Annotated in this window: 15 protein-coding genes; 9 read left to right on the top strand and 6 right to left on the bottom strand. The window is 64.5% G+C overall.

Features of this window, described 5'->3' with window-relative positions; genetic code table 11:
• Positions 1-102 precede the first annotated feature (102 nt).
• Positions 103-4,884, bottom strand: a complete 4,782-nt coding sequence (locus TBU01S_RS04135) for a helicase-like domain-containing protein (protein ID WP_245650846.1) — start codon at positions 4,882-4,884, stop codon at positions 103-105.
• Between the two features lie 724 nt (positions 4,885-5,608).
• A complete protein-coding gene (locus TBU01S_RS04130; protein ID WP_068635373.1) occupies positions 5,609-6,253 on the bottom strand; it encodes a GGDEF domain-containing protein in 645 nt (214 codons plus the stop codon).
• A 250-nt stretch (positions 6,254-6,503) separates the two neighbouring features.
• Here TBU01S_RS04130 and TBU01S_RS04125 point away from each other — a divergent pair, with 250 nt between their 5' ends.
• A complete protein-coding gene (locus TBU01S_RS04125; protein WP_083953457.1) occupies positions 6,504-8,543 on the top strand; it encodes a ParB/RepB/Spo0J family partition protein in 2,040 nt (679 codons plus the stop codon).
• A 176-nt stretch (positions 8,544-8,719) separates the two neighbouring features.
• Here the strand turns inward: TBU01S_RS04125 and TBU01S_RS04120 are convergent, their stop codons facing one another.
• The 4 genes from TBU01S_RS04120 to TBU01S_RS04105 form a co-directional block, all read right to left on the bottom strand.
• Positions 8,720-9,811, bottom strand: coding sequence for a UvrD-helicase domain-containing protein (locus TBU01S_RS04120; protein ID WP_068635372.1), 1,092 nt, complete (start codon positions 9,809-9,811; stop codon positions 8,720-8,722).
• Complete coding sequence (locus tag TBU01S_RS04115) at positions 9,804-11,498, bottom strand: ATP-dependent nuclease (protein WP_217999560.1); 1,695 nt, start codon at positions 11,496-11,498, stop codon at positions 9,804-9,806. The genes TBU01S_RS04120 and TBU01S_RS04115 overlap by 8 nt, the downstream gene beginning before the upstream one ends.
• A 133-nt stretch (positions 11,499-11,631) precedes the next feature.
• Positions 11,632-12,549 carry a hypothetical protein gene (locus TBU01S_RS04110; RefSeq protein ID WP_068635371.1) on the bottom strand — a complete coding sequence of 306 codons (918 nt, stop codon included), beginning with the start codon at positions 12,547-12,549 and terminating at the stop codon, positions 11,632-11,634.
• Positions 12,550-12,664: 115 nt separating this feature from the next.
• Complete coding sequence (locus TBU01S_RS04105; protein ID WP_083953456.1) at positions 12,665-13,873, bottom strand: integrase domain-containing protein; 1,209 nt, start codon at positions 13,871-13,873, stop codon at positions 12,665-12,667.
• A 1,189-nt stretch (positions 13,874-15,062) separates the two neighbouring features.
• Between TBU01S_RS04105 and TBU01S_RS04100 the strand changes: the two genes are divergently transcribed.
• From TBU01S_RS04100 to istA, 8 genes are all read left to right on the top strand, one after another.
• The gene (locus TBU01S_RS04100) at positions 15,063-16,106 is read left to right on the top strand and encodes a PRTRC system protein D (RefSeq protein WP_068635370.1); all 1,044 of its coding nucleotides are present in this window, start codon (positions 15,063-15,065) and stop codon (positions 16,104-16,106) included.
• Positions 16,103-16,381 carry a hypothetical protein gene (locus TBU01S_RS04095; protein ID WP_068635369.1) on the top strand — a complete coding sequence of 93 codons (279 nt, stop codon included), beginning with the start codon at positions 16,103-16,105 and terminating at the stop codon, positions 16,379-16,381. Before TBU01S_RS04100 ends, TBU01S_RS04095 begins: the two co-directional genes overlap by 4 nt.
• Before the next feature lie 7 nt (positions 16,382-16,388).
• A complete protein-coding gene (locus TBU01S_RS23750; RefSeq protein WP_157659091.1) occupies positions 16,389-16,862 on the top strand; it encodes a CFI-box-CTERM domain-containing protein in 474 nt (157 codons plus the stop codon).
• Positions 16,850-17,404 (top strand): PD-(D/E)XK nuclease family protein, encoded by a 555-nt coding sequence (locus tag TBU01S_RS04090; RefSeq protein ID WP_068635368.1) that lies wholly within the window; start codon positions 16,850-16,852, stop codon positions 17,402-17,404. The genes TBU01S_RS23750 and TBU01S_RS04090 overlap by 13 nt, the downstream gene beginning before the upstream one ends.
• A gap of 172 nt (positions 17,405-17,576) precedes the next feature.
• The gene (locus tag TBU01S_RS04085; protein WP_068635367.1) at positions 17,577-18,791 is read left to right on the top strand and encodes an ABC-three component system protein; all 1,215 of its coding nucleotides are present in this window, start codon (positions 17,577-17,579) and stop codon (positions 18,789-18,791) included.
• A 2-nt stretch (positions 18,792-18,793) separates the two neighbouring features.
• Positions 18,794-19,288 (top strand): three component ABC system middle component, encoded by a 495-nt coding sequence (locus TBU01S_RS04080; RefSeq protein WP_068635366.1) that lies wholly within the window; start codon positions 18,794-18,796, stop codon positions 19,286-19,288.
• Complete coding sequence (locus TBU01S_RS04075; RefSeq protein ID WP_068635365.1) at positions 19,288-21,276, top strand: DUF3732 domain-containing protein; 1,989 nt, start codon at positions 19,288-19,290, stop codon at positions 21,274-21,276. The genes TBU01S_RS04080 and TBU01S_RS04075 overlap by 1 nt, the downstream gene beginning before the upstream one ends.
• Positions 21,277-21,667: 391 nt before the next feature.
• A partial coding sequence (gene istA, locus TBU01S_RS04070) for an IS21 family transposase (protein ID WP_157659094.1) occupies positions 21,668-22,600 on the top strand: 933 nt, incomplete at its 3' end.

Raw genomic sequence — 22,600 nt, 5'->3', positions numbered from 1 at the left:
GCCAATCTCGCATATTCCCACACAGGTATGCGTCATAGGTACATCGCCGCCTGCACCAAACAAAAACCCCCACGGCCGTTCGGCCATGGGGGTGAGTTCCACTTACGCCGCTTGCCGCACCTCTTCGGCATCGACGCTGGCGCTGCCCGCTTCGTCCTTGTCCAGGTCGAGTTGCCTGAGCAACTCGCGCTGCCGGACCAGCAGGTCGGTCAGGCGGCCTTCGTGCTCGAAGGGCCGGGCCAGTTCCAGCCGCAGGTCCTCCAGCCGTTTGCGGCGGGTCGCCAGCTGCGCTATGGCATCGGTGTGATGCTTGCCCACCGATTCCAGCCCGGCCAACAGGGCGGCCACCAGCGCCGGACCCGTTTGATAGGGCTCGGCGTTGTACAGGCAGTGCCCTGCCAGATAGAGGTTGGGCGTCTCCTCGCCGCGGGCCGCGAGGATGCCGAGGTCGAAGCCGCCAAACCGGCCGACGATCCGTTCGATCATCCGGCTGGCCGTGCGCACTTCCTCCTTGGCGGCCTTCACCAACCCGCGTAGCGCTTCGCCCACCGCATCGGGGCCCACGATCCTGCGTCCCGCCAGCTCCATGGCGATGCCTTGCATGGTCTGCGGCTCGATCCGGGCCGCATCCTGCGCGTACAGCGCGATCTTCTTCTCCAGCGCTTCGATCGTCATCGGCAGCCGGCCCACTTCGCTTTCGTTGGCGTAGCGCTGGTTGCGCCACACCGAGAACAGCGTCGAGAGCTTGGCCACCTCCGCGTCCACGCCGGCCTTCTCGATCACCAGCGGATTGCCCGACGCCAAGGCCTTCACCTCGGCATAGGACAGCGCCGCCAGTTCCACATCCTCCAGCGACCGGATGCCTTGGTCGCCCTTCATCACCTGGGCGATGAAGCGCGCCTTGGTCTCCAGCGTTTGCCACATGTAGCTGTCGAAACTGCCTTCCGTCACATACCGGAAAATCTCCACCTCCTCGCTCTCGTTGCCCTGGCGCAGGATGCGCCCCTCGCGCTGTTCGACGTCGCACGGACGCCACGGCGCATCGAGGTGATGCAGGGCCACCAGGCGCGTCTGCACGTTGGTGCCGACGCCCATCTTGGCGGTGGAGCCCAGCAGGATCCGCACCCGGCCCTCGCGCACTGCCTTGAACAGCGCCGCCTTCTGGGCATCCGTCTCGGCGTCATGGACGAAGGCGATCTCCTTGTCGGGGATTCCGGCCGCGATGAGCCGCGCCCGCAGGTCGTCATAGACGCTGAAACCCTTGCCGCCCCTGGGGGACGACAGGTCGCAGAACACCAGCTGGCTGCCGCGGAAGTCCGCCGTGCGTTGCCAGATGGCGTAAACCTCCCGCACGCAGGCGGCCACCTTGCCGTTTTCGTCGAAGCGCGCCAGCGGCGCCACCAGCCGGAAATCCAGCGCGGCCTTGCGGCCGTCGGTGGTGATCGCCAGCATGTTGTCGTCCTTCGGGGCGACCTCGCCGTTGCGGATGGCTTCCGCCCGCAACACCAGAGTCTGCACAAAGGCCTTCAGCGCGGGGCTCGCGGGACAGGCGACGGTGCGCGGCTTGCCGCCACGCAGCTTTGGCACCGGCAGGCCCAACATCTCTGCTGTGCGGATGTCGGCCACTTCGCCGAACACCGCCATCAGCTCGGGCACGTTGATGAAGCGCGCGAAGCGGGTGTGCATGCGGTAGCCACTGCCGTCCGGCGCGATCTCCAGCGCCGTGACGCTCTCGCCGAAGGTGGCGGCCCAGGCGTCGAACTGCTGCAGCCCGAGCTCCTCCAGCCGATTGGGCTGCAGGTACCGCATCATGGTGTGGATCTCGGCCATCGTATTGGCCACCGGCGTCGCCGTCGCGAACACCACCCCGCGCTGCGCGTGCCCATGGAGCTGCATCGTGTAGCGCGTCTTCAGGAACAAATCGAAGGCGCGCTCCGAACTCGTCAGCGGCAGACCCGCCACCCGCGTCATCTTGGTGAACCGGTAGAGGTTCTTGTGCAGGTGGGCTTCGTCCACGAACAGGGCGTCGATGCCCAGCTGTTCCCAACTGAGCAGCTCGTCCTTCTTCTGGTCGGCCAGCAGCTTCTCCAGCCGCGCCGCCCAGCTCTTCTTCATCGCCTCGAGTTGCTTGACGATCCGGTTGGACCGGTCGTTGCTCTTCTGGGCGCGTACCGCCATCTCTATTTCATGGATGATCTCCTTGATGAATCGCTCGCTGAATCGCGGTGACATCCGGATGCGCTCGAAGCTCGAGTGCGTGATGACTACCGCGTCCCAATCGCCCGTGGCGATGCGCGACACCAGCTCGCGCCGGCGGTCGCCTTCCAGGTCTTCCTTGCTCGCCATCAGCACCGACGCGTTCGGATAGAGCCGGACGAACTCCGCCGTGTACTGGGCCAGCATGTGGTTGGGGACCACATGGCAGGGCTTGTTGACGAAACCCAGCCGGCGCAGCTCCATGCCGGCGATGACGCACACCGCCGTCTTGCCGGCGCCGACCACGTGGAAAAGCCCGGTGTTGCCGGACTGCACGATGCGCCACACGGAATCCAACTGGTGCGGATGCAGCTCGAAGCAGCGGGAGAATCCTGGCAGCTTCAGGTGCGAGCCGTCGAAGCGGCGCGGCCGCGTGGCATTGAACAGGTCGTTGTAGATGCGGCACAGCTTCTCGCGGCGCCCGGTGTCCTCGAAGGCCCAGACGGCGAACCGCTCCTTGATCAGGCCCAGCTTCTCCCTGGCCGCCAGCGTCTCGTCGGGATTGACTAAGTACTTGTCGGTCAGGGGATCGCGGTCCCGGACGGTGGGCACCTGGACGTTGAGCGCGCACTGCACCAGTTCGATCGCGTTTATGCGCGAGGTGCCGAATTCCTGCGTCACCTTCACGTTCTGCCGCGCTTCCCACTCGCCGTACTTCACCGACCAGGCGCCGGCCTCGGCCGAATACGCCACTTGGCAGTCCTTGAGTTCCAGGACCTGCTGGATGAATGCCTCGACATCGAGGGCTGGAATCCACACCGCGCCCAGACGCGGCTCGATGGCTGCCGGTTCCAGGTCTGCGGGCTGCACCTGTTCCAGCGCGGCGCTGTTGCGCCGGTAGGCTTCTCCTGAGAGCACCGCCTGTTTGAGCTTCGCTTTCACGTTGCCCGACAGGTAGTCGTCGGCGGTCTTCCAGTGCCCGTCGGCGGGGTCCAGGAAAATGTGGCCCGCCTCGGCCAAGGCCGCCAGCACCGCCGCTTCGGGGGCGGCGAGCAGCCCGGCCATATAGGCCGGATCGACCCGGCCGCGCCACTGGACGGACGCGGCCAGCGCTTCGGCCGGTTCGCCCGCCGTACTCGGCTCCACCACCCGGGTGAGCGTGCGCCGCGAAAACAGCGCCGCCTTGCGGGCCGTCTCGGACTCCTCGTCGTAATGCTCCAGCGACAGGAGCAGCGGATAGTCGGGGTCGCGCCGGAATGCCAGCGCGTTGGCGCGGGTGGACAGGCAACCGCATTTCGCGACGTAGCGGTCGTAGGTCCCGTTGAGCATGGCCCGCAGGTGGCCCAGCCGGCCGTCGCTCTCGTCCGCCAGTTGCGCGTCGAGCAGCGCCCGGGCGTGGTCGCGAATGGCGCACATCCCGGTGATGCGGGCGCGCTGCGTGGCGTTGAGCCGGTCATGGACATCGACCATCTCGCCGGCTTCGACCCGATGGACCCGCCCCTGGTGGAGACGGTAGCTGCCGGGCCGGGCGCCGGCTTCGGCCGGGACCACCACCCGCAAGGGCGCAGCCTGATGGACGATCGGGTGGTAGACGCCGGCCGGCAGCAAGGCGATGCGCTCTTGCAGAGCCGCTTCCAGGTTCCCCTCGAACACGGCGACCGGCACTTCCTCATAGCCGTTGCTCTCGCGACGGATGCGGCCGATGCAAAACTGCGGACGCTCGGCGTACCAGGCGTTGATCGGCAGGTAGCGCTCGTAGCACTGAGGATGCCGGAGACTATCGGGCACCGCCCCCAGCTTCAGCCAGTCCGCATCGACCGCCTCGGCCCGCTGCCGCTTGCGCAGGAACAGGATGTCGGTCTGCACATCGGTGGCGGCGATCCCGGCGAAGGTGCCCTTGGGGAGGCGGATGGCACCCAGCAGGTGAGCCTGCGCGGCGATGTACTCGCGCACTGCGTCGTACTGAGCATCCAGCGTGTGGCTGCTGGTGATGAAACACACCAGCCCACCGGGGCGCACCAGGTCGAGGGCGCGGCCGAAGAAGTAGTTGTGGATGCTGAAACGGGCATAGGCCCGGTTGCTCACGTCGGCGACCTTGTACTTGCCGAAGGGGACGTTGCCGATCACCAGGTCGAACCAGTGGTCGGGTAGCTGGGTTTTCTCGAAAGGGGCAACCCGCACGTCCACGCCGCCAGACGCGTAGAGCGCCTTAAGGATGCGGCCGGAAACCCGGTCGATCTCGACGGCCGTGACGCAGCTGCGCTCAGCCAGATTCCGCGCCATGGCGCCGATGAAATGGCCAATGCCGGCGGCGGGCTCCAGAATGCGCCCGCCGGTGAAGCCGAAGCGCTCCACCGCCTGCCAGATGGCCTCGATCACGTGGATCTCGGTGTAGTGGCTGTTGTTGACGGAGGCGCGCGCCGATTCGTAGTCCTCGGCGCCGAGCAGCGTCTGCAGGCGACGGGCGCGTCCGGCCCAGGCGCGATCCTCGGTATCGAGGTTGAAGCTTGCAGGCAGGCCGCCCCAGCCGGTATAGCGCAGCAGGACTTGGCGCTCCTCCGCGCTGGCTGGGCGGTTCTCGGCTTCGATCTGCCGCAACTGGTCGATTGCCGCCAGATTGGCTTCGAATTTCGCTACGGCGCCGCCCAGACCATCGAGGTCGGCACGACCCAGGCTGGGCCAGACCACACGCGATGCCGTTGCTACGCTGGCGACGACGCGCCAACTCGCCCGGGGAGCGATGGGCGCCGGGAACGTTTCGCTCGTCCCGGGATCGGACGGAGCAACGTCCTCATCGGCGGAGCAAGAGAGCCGGGGTATGGCGAAGGAAAAGGTCGGCCTTGCCACGGGGGGCAGGCCAGGAAGCACAGGACCGTCCGGGTCGAAGCCGGGCAGCCACAGGGAAGGCGCGGTAGGACGTGCCATCGGTGTGTTCTCCATGAAATGCGGGAACACACCCCCCACCCGGGGAGACATGCTCCCCAGGTGGGAATGACAGGCGGATCGCGATCGAACCCGCTACGGCGACGCGAGGCGGTTCAGCCTGATGCTGGACTCGCGGCGGCAAGACATTGCTGCCGGTACTCTGAAGGCGGGTGACGACCGCAACGCCGAATGGATCGGAGCGCTCGAAGGCGCGTGTTGGCCGAAGCCAGATGCACGGTCAGTGTGCCGCGCGGCGCGCCGTTTTGCGCACGGAGCGGTCGATTGCCTGCGGAAGCCCGAGCGGAGCGCGGAGTTTGTGGGTGGCGATGGATGGGCCTGCGCTACGCGAACGCCGAGGGCGAGCCCTGATGCACCCTCCAATTACGAGGCAGGCCCGACCATGGCTACGAGGGGGCGCCGACCATGGCTACGAGGGGGCGCCGACTACATCAGCATCTGGTCGGTCGCGCGGCCGAAGACGCCAATCTCAACCGCCTTCCCGTGAATCGGCGTCGGTTCGAGTACATGCTGATGCGATTTGTTGGCCGCACGCATTCGCAGTTGCCCCGTCCACCGACCGGGCGGGCGGAACGCCCAGACTGACCGTCGCCTTGCCCTGCCGCTTCGCATCGAGCAAGGCGGCGTCGGCGCGCTCCAGGGCCTGCGCCAGCGATTCGTCGGCATGGCGCTCGGCAATGCCTGCGGAGAACCGCAGGAAGACGGTACTGCCCGAAGCCGAGAGCGGCGAGACGGCGAGCGCATCCCGCAGACGTTCCAGCATCTTTCGTGAGTCGCTCCCGCTGCAGTCCGAGAGGATCAAGGCGAACTCGTCGCCGCCCAACCGGGCGATGGTGTCGGTCGGACGCATATGGCGGCGCAGCGTGGCGGCGAAATGAATCAGCGCGGCATCGCCCGCCGGATGGCCGTGCCGGTCGTTGATCGCCTTGAAGCCGTCCAAATCGACCATCACGCAGCAGGCCGACGCGTCCTTCACATCGCCGTCGGCCCATTGGTCGCAGGCGCGCCGGAATCCGCGACGGTTCAAGAGCGGGGTGAGGTCGTCCTGGTGGAGCAGGTGCTGTGCTTGTTGCAGCGCCCGTTCCAGGGCAACGATCTGTTGCTTAACGGCCAACCGCCGATGTCGTCGCTGGGAGCTGGAGCGCATGAAGGACCCGTGCCGCGTAAAAAGAGGACCACAGCATAGGGAGGGGCGTCGGAGATACCCAGCGGGAACGGGCGGATTGTCGGCGCCATTTCAAGATCAGGCGCGACGTGCCATTCGATTCAAGGAGACGGAAGGCTTGAAGGGTAGGGGGCGGGTGAGATTCTGAACCTATGGACATGCCCATCGGCGTGCCCCTTTCAACCGTTCAGGAGGCCTCATGAAACTCTCCAAATCCGAAGTCGACGCCATCATCGCGGCGTCGCCCCGTACCTTCGCTCCCTTCAACAAGCTGGTCCTCTCGGAGGACTATCAGGCACGCACCGGCGGCAGTACGCCGAAGCTGAGCATCGCCGAACTCGCGGCCTCGATCAAGGAAAGCGGAGTACTGCAAAACCTTGTGGTCGTGGAAGGCGCACGCGGCCGCTACCAAGTCTGCGCCGGTGGCCGTCGCCTCGAAGCGCTGGCTCTGCTCGTGAGTAGCAACGACATCGCCGACAACTACCCGGTCCCGGTGCTGATCGTCCCCGCCGACAAGGCGCTGATCGCCAGTCTCGCCGAGAACTGCTTCCATGTCCCGATGCATCCCGCAGACGAGTTCGCCGCCTTCGCCAAGCTGATCGGGCAAGGCAAGTCGGTCGAGGACGTGGCTGCCGCCTTCGGCGTCACGCCGCTGGTGGTCAAGCGCCGCATGAAGCTGGCAACGGTGTCGCCCAAGCTGATGGCCCTGTTCCGCGAGGACAAGATCAGTCTGGACTGCCTGATGGTGCTCGCCTCGGTCGATGACCACGAGAAGCAGGAACAGGCGTGGGCCAACCTGCCATCGTGGAACCGTCATGCCGACTACCTGCGCCAGTTGCTCACGCGCGGCGAGATCGAGTCCGACCGCCATCCGGTGGCGAAGTACGTCACCGTCAAGGCCTACGAGAAGGCGGGCGGGCCATCGCGCCGCGATCTGTTCAGCGACGACGACAAGAAGGTCTATCTGCTGGACGCCGCGCTGCTGGAGAAACTCGCCATCGAGAAGCTCCAGCGCACGGCCAAGCAAGTCTTGGGCGAGGGCTGGAAATGGGTGGATGTCCGTACGCGCTATGTCTATGACGAATACGTCAAGTACGGCGAACTGCGCAAAGCCAAGCGCCCGCCCACCGAGCAGGAGGCGGCCGAGCTCGAAAGCCTGCAGGCGCAGATCGCCGAGCGCCACAACAGGATGGAGGAACTCGCCGACCAGGACGGCAACGAGGACGAGTTCTACAAGCTGGAGCAGGAGGCCGAGGCGTTGGGCGCGCAAGTCGAAGCCATCGAGGCGGCGCTGGTGGTTTGGCCGGTGGAACTGATGATGCAGGCGGGCTGCGTGGTCTATGTCGGGGACAATGCGGCACCCGCGGTGCGCTATGGGCTGGTCCGTCCCGAAGATCGCAGCGACATGGCGCAGGCTGCCCGCGAGGCCGGTTCGACCGAGGGGGCAGGGGGCGAGTCGCTGGTCTCGCTGCCTGCGGCCAAGACCCGGCCGGTTCACTCCGAGCGCCTCGTGCGCAGCCTGACTGCGCATCGTGTCGCCGCCATCCAGGCCGAACTGCTGAGCCGCCCCGATGTCGCCATCGCCGCCCTGACCGCGCAACTCGCCGCAAAGCTGGTGCTCGACGGCTACCGTCGCCTGTATGGCAGTGGCGATCCCCTGACCATCAACGCCACCGACAACCACGGCACCCTGCGGACCGAGGCGGAGGATATAGAAGCCAGCGCTGCATGGCAGCAGTTGGAGGCCGAGCGCCAGGCCTGGGCAACCCATCTGCCCGAAGACGTGGACGCGATCCTGCCTTGGGTGCTCCAGCAGAGCAACGCCACCGTGGTCCGTTTGCTCACCTTCCTGATTGCGACCAGCGTGACGGGCGTCTATGGCGCCGAACCGGACAAGCAGAGCACCGTTGGCATCGCGGCGGCGCTCGGGCTGGACATGACGAAATGGTGGAAGGCGACCGGGCCGAGCTACTTCAACCATGTCTCGAAGGCGCGCATCCTGGAGGTCGTGACCGAAGCGGCCGGGGCGAATGCAGCCAGCCCGCTGCAAGCGCTCAAGAAGGATGCGGCTGTGTCCGGAGCCGAACAGGCGCTGGCGGGCGTGGCGTGGTTGCCGGGCGTGTTGCGGAATCGGGAGCCGGCTCACGCCGACGCGGCATCAGATGACACAGGGCCTGGTGCCATACCTATGGCTGGTGATGATGTAGCGGTCGCGGCAGAAGCCGTGGAGGCAGCGTAGACGGAATGCTTATTCCTGAGATGTTGACCGAGCAGCCCGCCGACGTGACCACGCGGGACGGATAATCGTGATCACTGGCACTTGCGGCCACAAGCGGAAGTTCGCCCAATCCCGATCAATGTCCGGCCGAAGCTGGAAGCGGCCACTCGCTGCAATCGGATGAGTACCGACCATGTCTAGTCCCGCTCGAGATCCGCCGCCGGCTTCCAATATGGCAAGCGCGACATACCTGGGTCGTCGAGCACGATTGCGACGCTCTGTTGTGCCCGCGTGACCGCCACATAGAAGCTTGAAGCAGCGATGGCGTCCATACTGACGCCGCCTCGAACAAAGTTCGTGATGGTGGACGTCGGGGCAATCAGTACGCGGGGAAACGTCGCGCCTTTGGAAACCTTGAAGTTCATGAAATCCAGGGCCAGATTTTTCGCCGAGGCAACCGAGTGACGCAGACTCTGGGGACCATATTGCGCCACGTAGGCATGGACGTGCTCGCTGCGGACAAGAAATACGCCGTCATGACCCGTCGTGTGGTCATTCTTGGAGACGGTACTAGGAAAGGCCCAGGACGGGTCAAAGATGGTGTCCGAGAACGCCGCGATCTTCGGGTGACACCGCCAAGAGACCGCGCTCTCCTCGATCGCCAAGAGCCCCTTCTTCTCGCGACTCCTGAACCAGTTGATCGCCTCGGCGTAGGCGTACTTCTTGTTCTTCGCGCTGCGCGCGTTGGTGGAGAGCACCGCTTGGCGGATATCGCCAACCATCCAGAGGTCGACAGCCGAGCCTAGAAGAGCATCGACGATGTCCCAATCGTAGGCGCTGAGGTCCTGCACCTCGTCAATCAGGATCTCATCGTAGATGCCTTCCAGCCTGCGGGTCAGCGCGCCCTGGCTCGCCGTGATCAGCTCGAACGCCAGACGTCCGAGTTCGCTCCTGTAAACCGCGCCGCTCTTGTCTACAAAGCGGGCCTTGCCGGTTGCCATTCGGAATGGCATGCCTTCAAAGTTGAAGCCCAGCACACGCTCGCCGGGGAACTTGAACGGCAGGAAGGGTTTCGCGAAGTGCCGCAAGAGGAACGTGAACCAGCCGAGCACTTCGACGTTCAGATGGTCGCCTGCGTAGCGAGCAAGGCGTTCCTGAAGCTCGCACTGGTTCCTTTGCGTGTAGGTCAGGGCAAGGACGCGCCGCTCACGCGGCAATCCTGCGCAGTGCTCGACGATGCCTTGGGTCTTGCGAGAGCCGGCGACCGCCAGGGTCACCCGCTTAGCCATGGATGAACTGCGCGGCGTGGAGCATGTACGCCGGAGGCGTGAACCGCTCTGGCGAACTCGCGATGCGCAGGGCGGCCTCGGTCTTCTCGCGCGACATCCACGTCTCGATGTCCGCCTTGTCCGTGATTCCGAGGATGGTCCGCAGGTGCGCCTCTCCGCAGTGATGAATCATCTGCGGCTCGAGCGTCCTGCCATGAGCCACTTCGCCAATGAAGACTTCACGGGAGCCAGGCTTGAGCCACTGCGCCAGCGGCTTTCGAAGCTCATCCGGTTCGATGCCGTCGTTGTCGCGAAGTGCTGCGACCTTCTTCCCCAAGCGCCCGCACAGCTCGAGCCCCCGGGCCAGCGACAGGCCCCGCATGCTCATGACATCGATCCCGCACGCCATGGGCCGCTTTCCATAAAGGTCCGTGAACACCCGCTCGAAGGCGATTTCATCGGAGGGGCCCTCGACGAGAACGATTCTGTCGGCCAGAACGATGCGCAGGGTGTCGAATCCCGGTAGCTTCTTGAAGTAGCTCACCGTCTCCGGATCCAACTCGTTGAGTTTCACGGGAGCGGTGGGGCCGAGGAACTGCAAGGCCTCAAGTCCGAGCCGATTCAGCACGCTCGAACTGTGAGTGGTGATGAAGAGTTGCTGGTCGTCGCTGGCCAGCGCTTCCATCCTGTGCAGGAGCCTCGTCAGGCTGGTGTGGCTCAGGTGGTTCTCGGGCTCCTCGATCATGACGAACTTGGCTCGGCCCGCATGCTTGTTCATCGCCAGTGCGATCTTGATCGCTGACTGCTGTCCTTGCCCGGCCATCGTGAACGGAACGCCATCGACGTGGGGGGCCACCGACTCCTCCCAAGACGTGCGCGCGGTCTGATCCATCGCCAGGGCAATCGGCTGCTCATGCAGTTCCGCATGAAGCTTGCCGATGCGCTCATTCACGCTCTTGAACGCAGAATCTGACAAGGCCGCCTTGGATTCGCGGTATTGGCGGGAAATGTTGGCTCGCTCCTGGGGTTCGAGCTGACTACCCAAGATCTGGCGCAGGTGATAGTCGACGCCACTAGTGCTTCGAACGGTGCGCGCGTCAATGACCGCGGTCGCCAGCACTCGCGGGCGCATAGTCAGCCGGGCGTCCGCGAACGTGGTCCACTCGACGCAGTAATACTCGACCGGCAAGAGCGGCGAGGGCGCCTTCGCCCACGCTTGCAGCTCGGCGGAATAGTCGGGATTGGGAATGCAACGAATCCGAACGCCTGGACACGCGTTGGTGGGCGTGTCCGAGTTATGGGCCCCGCACAGCTCCTGCAATTCCGGGACGTCTTCGAGGAACACCTCGATGTCGATTTCCGGCAACCGTTGGGGTTCGCCACGCGCCCTCTTTGTGATGAAGTCGGCCACCACGCCCGCGTTGAACCAGTGGGGATTGAGCTCTTCGGTCGCGCTTCGCCCGTTGATGCGTCCCGTCAGTGCGAGAACGATGGCCTCCATGAGCGTCGACTTACCGGACTCGTTGGCGCCGACGATAAGGTTGAGCTTGCGGTTTGGGTAGATCGTCAGGTCGCGATGGATGCGGTATCCGCGGACACGAATCTTCTTTATCACGAGGTCTCCAGCGCACTCAAACGTGGTGCGTCCGACATTCTGCTGCAGAGCAGCGAATCCGGTCGAGGATGTTCCGGCGGCATTGACCGCCATGCCGTTTTGGGTCGGTTCGTGCTGCTTAAGTCGGTCATGTCGTTGGATTTGCTGACTGGGATGAAATCGGGCAGCAACATCTCCGGATATGTCGCTCCGGCACCCGCATCCAGAGGGGGGAATATCTGCATACTTATCGAGCCCAACCGACTTCCCTGAGAAGAAAGCCCAAGGCATTCAGAACCAGTTGGGCGTCTTCCTCGGTCGGCGGTCGGGTGTTGTAACGTTTCTGTTCGTTGGGTTTCCCACGCGAGTGAAAACGTTGCAGCAAGCGAACGGCCGAACCGGCAGCGGATGGCGAATGGGCATCGGTATTGCCTTGCTGCTTTTCAAATGCCTTCAACAAGGCGCCCAGGTCAAGATGATGAACGTTGTCGGGAGCACCTTCGGTCGATTCGAGCCAGTGCGCGAGAACGACGGTCGCGGCGGCGCGGCACAAGTCGATCAAGGACACCGGGCTGGACCGGAAGGCGGCATCGGCGACATGCTCCAAACTCGCCAAGACTTCGGTCCGTGCGCCTTCCGGGATGTGATCCTCGACGAGTTCGGGTAAGGCGCCAAGGCTTGAACGGGCGCGCAGCGTGATCAACTCCTCGCCCGATGCCACCGTCTCCACCGACACGATCCGCCAAACGGTCGGGGCCGATTTCGTCCCGAGTACCAATTGCGCGTGCAGGACGTTCGGCCGCATCGAAGAGAAGATCTGGGCCGGCCGAAACGTACAGAGCGTTCGATTCAGGCGGCCATCCATCGTCATGCTGTTGCGATCGACGGGTTCTGCCGGGTGCGGCGGAAAATGCCAGGTCTGCTGTAGCGCGCCGTCCCGCCACTCATACAAGCGCCCCCGACGTACGCGCGTAACCGGATCGAACGAGTCTTCCCGAAAAATCAGCTTGGCGTTGTCGAGGTGGGGTGAGGACGGCAGCGTTTCCCAGTCGGCCTCGCTGGCGATCAAGGTGGCGATGGACACCACCGGTGTGGGCCACACGCCGTGACCATAGTTGCTAACCCCCTCGTAGACCAACCAGGTATTGCCGTCGATGCCGATCATATAAATGTCTCTCCCTCTGCTTGCGCCAGGATGCTAACGGCTTCCCGGCCACCGGTGAACGCTTGGGCGCGAAAGTGCCGCGCCCGAGCATGACCGAGGAACGCGGCAGGCGTCGCTAAGCCGTGCTGGGCGGCGCGTCGGAGGCTTCGTGAGGGGAGGCGGCCGCAAGGCCTTCATCCGTCGTCGCGGGTGTGTGGCGCGACGGGCTGGCTCCCAAATACGCACCAGAGGCCCTGATCCTCCCGTGGCCTGCCATTTCGGCGACGGCCTGACGCGCAGCGTGGTCCAGGTCGGGGGGGAGGGGGCCTCCCCCACGCACCGGCGGGGCCTCGCCATCGGTTTCATCGCCAAAGCGCCGAATCAACGCTTCGTGGCGCAGCCCATGGGCGGTGATCCCGCGCTCGCTCGACGTGATGCCGAATTTTTCCATCACATAGTCGAAACGGCGCAGGTTGCGCTTCAAGTCATGCCGAGGATCGCCCAAGTGCGCGTCCTCACCTTCAGCTACGGCACGGGCGTAATCGAGGGCGGCCATGCCGGCTGCACTGTCCAGCGCCAAGAACCGTAGCCGTCCCCCCTTGCTGCCCTCCTTGATCCGCACGTAGTGGTCCGCGCGGCGTTCCGCCGGAGACAGGCCGGTGGCCTCGAAGGGCACGACACAACGGTGCGGCCGGATCATCACCGATTCCTTGCGCCGCAGCCCGAAGGCCTGGATCAGGCGCAGCGAGGCGCCGACATAGCGGTCGTAGGCGCAAACCTGCTCGATTAGCGCGTCGATATCGACACCCTGGCCCGACCAGCTCTTGTCGCGCTGCGCATATTCGTGCCGCTGGTACTCCTCGGTACTCAGCCCGTAATCGGCCGGTTTGCGGATGAAGCCGGGCTTGCCCAACCACATCGCCAGGCCGCGCAGGAAGCTGAGGTAGGTCTGGATGGTGGCCGGCGCGAGCTTCTCCTCCTGCCAGATCTTCACCATTGCCTGGATGTGCCGTTCGCCAAGGTTGCGTGGGTCGGGCAGGGTCTTGAAGCCGGCCTTCGTTTTGAGGTCGCGGAAGAAGCGGCGCAGGAAGTCGGCGCGCTCCTGCCGGGTCTTGTGCGAGACCGTCTTGTCGAGCGAGGTGTGCAGGCTATTGAAGAGTCCGAGCAGCACCTCGAGCACCTTCATGGGGTCGGCCTTGCCGGGTTTGTAGCGGACGAGGATGGCCGTAGGCGGCAGATTGGCCTGGGCTTGATCGCGGGTGGGCTGCAGCGGGGCGGCACGGCCCAGCCCGGCAGTGCCTTGAACGCGGCGGCGGGTGGATGACGTGGGATTGGCAGTGGACATGGCTTTCCTTCGAATGAACGCCGTGCGGCCGTCCCGGCGGCGCACAGCACAGCAATGGATGGAATCCCAGCATGGCGGGCGAGACGGATTCCGGAATCTGGCCCGACCGTGGTTGCGGCAGTTCAGCGCAGCACGTAACCACGGACGTTGCTGCACCTACCCAAGGATTTGCCGATGGCCTACGTGCAAGCGCAGGTATCGGCTCGGTCGGTCTTAAAAATGAAACGGTGATCCGTCCCACTCACGCATTTCTGCGCTCGCGAGCTTGGGGATGCCGCCGCGCCTCTGGGGCATGGCACGACATCGGCACGCCGGTCGAGCCGGGTGCTACCGGTGGATCAGTCCTCGATTCGTATCGTCAGCCACCTGCATGGGTCCGCCCCTGACCGAAAGTCCAGGGCGGTGCCAGGTTGACGAGCGAAGACACACGGGGAGCCCATCAGGGGCAAGCACGACCGTGTGCGGCGCAGGATGCGCATGCTCGAAGGATGACGGGAACAGCGGGACGGCATCGGGTGCCGTCCGGACCATTTGCTCAGAGCATCGGCGCGTCCTCAGGGGAACGCCCAGCGGACAATTGCTGGCAAGCCGGTGCAGGCACTACGAAATGAAAATCCTCGGGGGCGAGGCCTTGAAGGCCATAGCCGCCCCGACTCGACAGGTCAGGGCTCTTGAAGGGCGGGTAACGACCGCAACGCCTTTTGCTCCGCGATGGAGCTGGCCAGGAGGCCACGGGAGCCCACAGTTGACTCCTCCCCATCGATGGCGTCAACGGCCGACGACCGCACGCCCATGGAATTCCGTGGGCTTGCGGGTGGCACTTGAAATCGGGGTCTGAGGCTCGCTTATTTTTCGGCGGAAGACGACAACCAAGCGCGGCCTGCCCTTGACGAGCAAATCTTTGGCCTCTGGGGCCGACCGGGACCTGTCCGGTGCTGGCGTGCACCCGCCGCCAGTTCGGCATACGGGGTTGATACCAGCGGTTTGAATGAGAGCGTAGTGACACACACGCAGTCCCCTTGAGGGATGACGTTTTCAGGTGTCACTGGATTGTCTGTACGGCGCTGGTTTGCTGACAGCGAGTCGGACCAGATCCCGAAATCGGGCGCAAAGAGTGGGGATTCCGTGTGGCGGGATCAGATCGTCCTGTCAATGCTGATCGATCTCAACTCTACCTCGGAGCCTTGCTATGGAATTGATCGTCAGAGCGGTGGATGTCGGATCCGGCAACACCAAGTTCGTCACCGCCTCAGCCGGTACCGACATCCGCTGCGCCAGCTTCCCCTCCGTCGCCTATCCGTCGAGCGACGACTCGCCGTCGTGGCCGTCCAGCGAGCGCAAGAAGACGGTGTGCATCCCCATTGGCCCGCTGTTCTACGAGGTCGGGCCGGACGTGAGCCTCGCGGCCGATACCTTCCGTGCCAAGCAGTTGCACGACGAATACACCGAGACGCCCGAGTACCTGGCGCTGCTGCGGGGGGCGCTCTCCATGATGAAGGTGAGCCGCATCGACTTGTTAGTGGTCGGCCTGCCGGTGGCGCTCTTCGCGGTCAAGAAGGCGGCGCTGGAGAAGGCCATGACCGGTCGCCACGACATTGGTGGCGGCAAGGCGGTGACGGTCGGCAAGGCCCTGGCCGTGGCCCAGCCGCAGGGCGCACTGGTGCACTACGCCTCCGAGCACCAGAAGATGGCGGAGATCGGCCACGAGCAGAGCCTGATCATCGATCCGGGCTCGCGTACGTTCGACTGGCTGGTGGCGCGGGGCATGCGGCTCGTGCAGAAGCAGAGCTATTCGTTCAACCGCGGCATGTCCGACGTGCTGCGGCTGCTGGCGGCCGAGATCACGAAAGACATCGGCTCGCCGTACCGGGACTACGACGCCATCGACCTGGCGCTTCGCACCGGCAAGCAGCCGGTGATCTTCCAGAAGCCCTACGACATGAAGCGCCTGCTGCCTCTGGCCGAGACGGTCGCCGAGCAGGCGGTCTCGACTATGAAGCAGTGGATCGAGGCACCCCACAGCTTGCAAAACATCATCCTGGTCGGCGGCGGGGCCTTCCTGTTCCGCAAGGCGGTGAAGGCAGCGTTCCCGAAGCACCGCATCCATGAAGTGAAGGAGCCGATGTTCGCCAATGTGCGGGGCTTCCAGCTGGCGGGGCAGAACCACGCGCGCAGCGTGATGGCCGCCACCGGGAAGGAGCGGGGCCACGACGCCTCGGGAGAAATCGAATGAGCGCCGAGACCACGCAGGATCCCAAACCCATACGTCTCGTCTTCGAACTGGCGCGCGCCGATCATCCGCGCCTGTACGACGACCTGATCCGCTTCCACAAGGGCACCAAGCGGGTCAACCGCCTGCGCGTGCTGGCCTACGACGGCTTGCTGGCGCAGAGCGGCGTGATCGCCGGGATGGGGCGGGGCTTGCCCCATCAACCTTCCGGAAGTGGGGCGCAGGAGGGCAGTGGCGATGTCACCAACGACATCTTCGCGCCAGCGATCGACGGGTGAGGCGGCCATGGGAAAGCGGTCGCGCCAGTCGGCGAACGATCGGATGGTCAGTGCTTCGGAACTGGCCCAGATGGGCCGCTGCGAACGGCTGGTCATGTTCGAACATCGGCATGGCAGCCGCCGCACCGCCGGGCAGGAGCGAGCCCGGGAGCGCGGGCTGGTCGAGCATGAGCGCTTCTATCGAGAAGGCCTGGCAGCTTCTGCACAGGCCGCGCGGAAGGGGCGCTGCTTCATCGCCACCTGCGTGTTCGGCGAGTCTTGGCAGACCCAGGTGCTGCGCCAATTCCGGGACATTGCGCTACGTCGGAACGTTTGGGGACGCCGCGTCATCTGGTCCTACTACCGGTTGGCGCCCGGCATCTGCAAATGCCTGCGCCGATGGCCTGCCTTGCAGGCTCCGGTACGCGTGGTCTTGGGTGCGATAGCGGCGTGTCTTCGATGGTGGCCAGGTTTGCGCGGAGGCAGCCAATGTCGGCGCTAGGCTGTAGTGTCCTTGGCGCTATTGTCGTCGTATGCCTCGCGCTGGCCATAGCGCGTCGGCAGTCGGCAGAGACCAATGCCGCACTCGCCGAGCGAGCCTCACGGCCGGACGCGCTGCGGGATGCCGAACTGGTCGATATGGAGAGACTGTTCTGGGCTTCCAACCCCGTTGGGGTGGTGGGGAAGATTGACCGCGCATACCGCCTGCCTTCTGGCCTGCTCGTGTTGGTGGAGCTCAAGACCCGCTGGATCAACCGGCCCTTCCTTTCGGACGTGATCCAGTTGTCGGCGCAGCGGATGGCAGTGATAGGTCAGACGGGGCAGTCGGTGGCGTCGTACGGGTATGTACTGGTGAAGGCACCGACGGGGCGCGCCTTGCCGATCCCGCATCGTGTCCAATTGTTGACTGACGAGCACGTGGTGGCCCTGGTCAGGAGGCGGGAAGACATTCTCACAGGTCGTGTCTTGCCGCGCCGGCCCCAGTCTCGGAAGACGTGTCTTTCATGCGCATTCCGCGGGCAATGCGACCGTCTGTTTCCCTGAGCGAAATCGGTGCATCCCTCGATCAGTTTCGGCGGAATCCCGCGGCCACTTTGCGCTACAAGGGGAGAGGGCAAGATGCTCGGCCGGCACATGACGCCGCGCCAACTCAACCATATGCCGCAACACGTTATCCATTATAAAATGATATTCGAATCAGTCGAGGACGAACTGAATGGCGACATCGAAGCGCGGCGGATCCTCCCGCTCCAAGAATCGAAGAACCGAGGTGCCGGGCCAGGCACTGGGCTATGGTCTCCAGTACACGCGGATGACGCAACTCCTCTTGGAGGCGCCCGCCGGGAGCTTTTGCAGTATGGAGTTCCTCGATGATGTGGCGCAGCAGCACGCAGACAAGGGTACACGCCTGATCCAGAGCAAGAGTGCGCTGACGGCCAATCCAGTCGCCGATCGCGCCAAGCCGCTGTGGAAGACGCTGTCCAATTGGACGACGTTGGGGGCAGATTCCGATTACGATCTGGAGAAGACGGTCTTCGAGATCTATGTCTCCCGTCCGGTCGGCGGCCAACTCGTCGAGGCATTTGCCAATGCCCATACGCTGGAGGAAGCGCGGGCGGCCATTGCGCAAGCGCGCGACGCCTTGTGGGGAAAGTCGCCGGACTTCGCGTTGAAAAGCACCGTGGCTGACGAGATCGCCCCGTACCTGGAACGCGTATTCAATGCAGATCAGACCTGCCTGGAGCGGATCATCTGCAATTTTCAGCTGACCCTTGGCAGCGGAAGTCCCCAGGCTGACATCGAGGCTGTGATCCGCACCCATCCGGTTTCCGCGACCAAGGTTGCCGATATCGCCGACCACATGTGCGGCGTCGTGAAGCGTCGGGTGGACGAACTGCTGGAGGCCGGGCGGCCGGCCGTCATCGCACGTGACACGTTCTATGGCTGGTACGCTGCCTACCTGCGCAAGGTCGATCGGGACACCGTACTACCGAGCCGCGCCAAGGCGCCGAGCGAGGAGGAGTCGCGCGGTCAATTGCCGAAGATATTTGTTCAGCAATTGGACCTCATCGGGATGCCCTTCGAGGACAAGCTGGAGGCCGCGAGCGACTATCTGATGGCCGCCGCCGACCGCACGGCTTGGGCCGTCAGCGGCGAAGTTGATGAGTCGTCGTTCGATGACCTGGACGCCGCGCTGAAGCGCAGTTGGAAAAACAAGCGACGTACTTGTGGCATCGAGCATGGCAGCAAGCCTGGTGAGATCCAGGGACAGGCGCTTTACTCCGATTGCATGGACTTCACCACCCCCCTCCAGGCCATGCAGCCGCCGGACCACTTCATTCCGGGGTGTTTTCACCGGCTGGCCGATGACTTGTCGATCGGATGGCACCCGGACTACGAGCAGCAGCTCAAGGTCAAGAAGGCTGCGTGACGATGCTGGCACGTGAAGCACAGAACATCCAGAACCCAGCGCTCGGCGCCGCCGCTCTTTGGCGCTTTTGCTGCGGCTATGTCGAAGCCCATCCCGTCGGTGACCCTCCGCGCCTGCCGATGCTGTTCCTGGTGCTGCCCATCGTGCTGCACCAGGCGACCACCGAACTGCTACGGCGTACCCGGCCCAGTTCTGGGCTACGGGCCTTCGCCGCGAAATTCGGGGACTCCCAAATCTCCAAACAGGACCTGCTTCTCCAGGTTCACGAGCGCGCAGTCCGCTGGCGCACGCTCAGCCTTCAGTCGATCGAGCTGGCCGCCGCCGGGCACCTGATCCAGCTGCTCGAGGGTGGAGAGGTAATCCCCTTGTCGCGCACCAAGGCTCGCGGTCTACCCGACGAGGTGAAGCAACTGTTGGCCGATGCAGAAAAGCTCGGCGTGTGGTGCGGCCAACTTACGCTGCACGAAGTGACAACAACACTGAAAATAAGGCTCTGATGTATCTGCAGATTCGCGAGATCGTGCTCTGGCCGCGCAACCCAAACTTCGAGCCGCGCCGGCTCCAGTTCGAGTTGGGGAAGGTGAACGTTATCAGCGGCGCGTCGCGGACCGGCAAATCCGCTGTCATTCCCATCATCGACTACTGCCTTGGCGCGGGGACTTGCTCGATCCCCGTCAAAACCATCCGCAAGTATTGCGAGTGGTTTGGTGTCGTGGTGGCGACGTCGCAGGGCGACAAGCTGCTGGCCCGGCGGGAGCCCGGTGCGCAGCGCAGTACCGACGACATGTACCTGCTGGAAGCGGAGCGGATCTTGGACATTCCGCGCCGCATCGCCAAGAACACCAATGCCGACGCTGTGAAGCGGCTGCTCGACGAACTTGCGGGCCTGTCCAAGCTCGACTTCTCGGGCGGCGAAGAGTCGACGGGGTTCGATGGTCGTCCAAGCTTCCGCGATCTTGCTGCGTTCACGTTCCAGCCGCAGAACGTCGTCGCCAATCCGGACGTGCTGTTCTTCAAGGCCAATACGTACGAACACCGGGAGAAGCTTCGGAAGATCTTCCCATATGTGCTCGGGGCCGTGACGCCGACGCTGATGGCGAAGCAGTTCGAGCTCGGGCGTGCCCGGCAGGAACTGCGTCGCAAGGAGCGGGAGCTCAAGGACGCCCAGGAGGTGTCTGCGCGCTGGCTGGCCGACTTGAGGGCGAAGTTCAGCGAGGCCCAAGAGCTGGGGCTGGCCGCCAAGCCGGAGCAGGAGCTGTCGCGTGGCCAGATGATCGAGCGACTGGAAGAAGTCGTCGCGCGCACGGACCTCACGCTGTCGGTGAGCACGTCGACCATCTCGGATGCATTGCGCGAACTCAGCGGCCTCGAGGTCGAGGAGCGCGAGGTGTCGCGTGAGCTGACAACCTTGCGCCATCGGCTCAGTGAGATGAACCGCATGCGCGTCGGCGTCGACCAATACCAGGATGCCCTCGCGCTGCAGCGGGGACGCCTGCAGCTATCGAACTGGTTGGTGTCTCACACCGACGACGAGGCGGACTGCCCGATGTGCGGCAGCCATACGGACTCGGCTAAGCGCAAGTTGGCCGTGCTGTCGGAGCGCCTGCGGGAAGTCGAGGCAGAAGCCGGCGTCGACAAGGAGGTGCCGGCCGCCTTTGACCGCGAGTTGCAGCGCGTGACCGAGGAGGTCGGACAGGCGACGGAGCGGCTGCGCTCGGTCCAGATCCGCAAGCGGGCCTTGTCGGGGCGTTCGGACGAAGCGCGCCAACGGCAGTTTGCCGCGCAACGGGCCGAGCGGTTCGTCGGCAACCTCGAGTCCGCCTTGGACCTGCATCGGCGGCTGGGCAGCGACAGCGAACTCGTCGAGGAGGTCGTGCGCCTGAGGGAACTGGTACAGCGGCTGGAGGCCGAATTGCGCGAGCAGGATGTCGAAGCGCGCAAGCGCCGGGCCCTGCACGCCATCAGCAACAACGCGGGCCGACTCCTGCCGCACCTCGATGTCGAGAGCCCGAACGATCCGATCTCCCTGGAAATCAACGATCTGACGATCAAGGTGCGTGGCCCGGAACGTGACGACTACCTGTCCGAGATTGGCAGTGGCTCCAACTGGCTCTCTTATCACCTGGCAGTGCTGCTGGCGCTCCATCAGTTCTTCCTGTCGCAGCGCAGGGGGCCCGTCCCTGCATTCCTCGTGCTTGACCAGCCGAGCCAAGTGTACTTTCCGAAGCGCATCGTGGCGCGGCCGGAGGACGAGGAAGACGAGGAGGCCGAGGAGCCCCAACTGCGGGACGAAGACGTGGACGCCGTTCGACAGGCGTTCGAGGTGATGGGGCGTGTGGCTCTGGATACCAAAGGCGGTTTGCAGCTCATCGTACTTGACCATGCCTCGCGCGACGTGTGGGGCGACATCGACGGGGTTGTCGGCTTGCCCGAGTGGCGCAACGGCGTCAAGCTCGTGCCTATGGCGTGGTTGGATGACGCCTGACCTCCGAAGTCCGCGGTGATCGGGCCAAGGCGGGCCCCGCCAACACGGTGAGGCCTCCTCACGCTGCTTCGGGAGCCAGTGCCGAGGCTTGGGCAGCACGGTGGGCGGCCGATCCGTGAAGTGTTCGATCACTCGATTGCTCGCGTGAAGTACAGGTCGAGGAAGATGCCCTCGAACAGGCTGTCGGGCGCGTCGATGTCGAGGTAAGCGAACTGTTCGGTTCGCGAAGCGTGTTCGGGTTGGCGTCCTTCGTGCCGCGTAAGTGGGCTTTCGTGGTGTGTTGGCGCCGGCCGAAAACTGACCATCTAACGGGGTGAATTCCGGTTGAAGACTGACCAGGGTGTTTAACCTCTCTGCCTCATTTTGAGGCAGAGGACATGAGGTGATCACCATGGAACTGTTGGGGAAGGTCAGACGGATGCATTACCGGGACGGGCTGTCCCGTTCGGAGATTGCGCGGCGCACGGGGCTGTCGCGCAACACGGTGAAGAAGTGGCTGACGGCCCCTGAGGCCGTCGAGCCGCGTTACCGGCGCTTGCAAGCACCGGGCAAGTTGGATCCCTTCCACGGTGCGCTGTTGCAGGCGCTGGAAGCCGATGCGCGGCGCCCGAAGCGCGACCGGCGTACGGCGAAGGCGCTTTACGCGGAACTGAAATCGCAGGGCTATGCCGGCGGTTACACGGTCCTGACCGATTTCATCCGCCACTGGCGTGAGCAGGCGGGCGCGAACGCGCCGACGCGCGCCTTTGTGCCGCTGAGGTTCGAGCTGGGCGAAGCGTTCCAGTTCGACTGGAGCGAAGAGCGGCTGGTGATCGGCGGGGTCTGGCGGAAGCTTCTGGTGGCGCACCTGAAGTTGTGTGCGAGCCGAGCCTTCGTGCTGATCGCCTACCCGAGCCAAAGTCACGAGATGCTGTTCGACGCCCACACACGCAGTTTCCAGGCGCTGGGCGGGATTCCCCGGCGCGGCATCTACGACAACATGAAGACGGCGGTCGACAAGGTCAAGAAGGGTAAGGGCCGGGTGGTCAATGCACGCTTCTCGGCGCTGTGCTCGCACTATCTGTTCGATCCGGACTTCTGCAACGTCGCCTCGGGATGGGAGAAAGGTGTCGTCGAGAAGAACGTGCAGGACAGCCGGCGGCGGATCTGGCAGGAGGCCGGCACGTTGCGCTTTGGCAGCTTTGCTGAGCTGAACGCCTGGCTGCTGGCCCGTTGCCAGGCCCTGTGGCAGGAAGTGCGTCATCCCGAGTACGCGTTGTCGGTGGCCGAGATGCTCGAACACGAGCAACCGCACCTGATGCCGATGGTGTCTGCCTTCGATGGG

Source organism: Thauera butanivorans NBRC 103042, assembly GCF_001591165.1.
In the GTDB taxonomy this organism is placed as follows: Bacteria; Pseudomonadota; Gammaproteobacteria; order Burkholderiales; family Rhodocyclaceae; genus Thauera; species Thauera butanivorans.
The sequence above is the reverse complement of the archived record's forward strand: the minus strand, read 5'-3'. Positions and strand labels throughout refer to the sequence as shown.